This is a genomic window from Mesorhizobium sp. M7A.F.Ca.ET.027.03.2.1 (genome assembly GCF_003999175.1).
GTDB lineage: Bacteria > Pseudomonadota > Alphaproteobacteria > Rhizobiales > Rhizobiaceae > Mesorhizobium.
Window position 1 is genome coordinate 1 of the sequence record NZ_RZOM01001897.1, and the last position, 458, is coordinate 458.

The window sequence follows — 458 nt, forward strand, 5'->3', positions numbered from 1 at the left end:
GCCGCGATGACGCTGCCGTCGCCGTCGCAATGAGAGCGCTGTCCGTTCGGCGTTAAGCATGGCCCGGGCCGGACCGCCCATGCGATGGCCTCGCCTTGCGCGACGTCGCTGCCGTCCGCTCGCTCCACCGTTGTCTCGACATTCTGGTCGATGAGCTTGAAGGCGAGCATCGCAGCTGCAATGCGAGGGAAGCGTTAGGCCGCCAGCAGGTCACAGTGGTGTTCGCTGAAGAAGAAGTCGGCGACCACAACCGGAAAGGCCCTTGGACCGGGATCACTGCAGAGTTCGTCGAGCCTATCTGCCGCGCGATCCACAAGCGCAACCCGTCCACCTTCCGCCAGCATGAATCGTGCGCATTCCAAGCCGATTCGGAAAGCGGCGCCCGTTATTGCCGCGACCATACCTTCTTGTAACTTCCCGGTCCTATCATTTACCCGTGCTATCGATTCAAAGGGCAT

General features: G+C 61.6%; 1 pseudogene. It reads right to left on the minus strand.

Annotation, left to right across the window (positions count from 1 at the left end):
* Nucleotides 1-242: 242 nt before the first annotated feature.
* Nucleotides 243-458 (minus strand): annotated as a pseudogene (locus EN750_RS40220) (hypothetical protein); the annotation flags it as partial.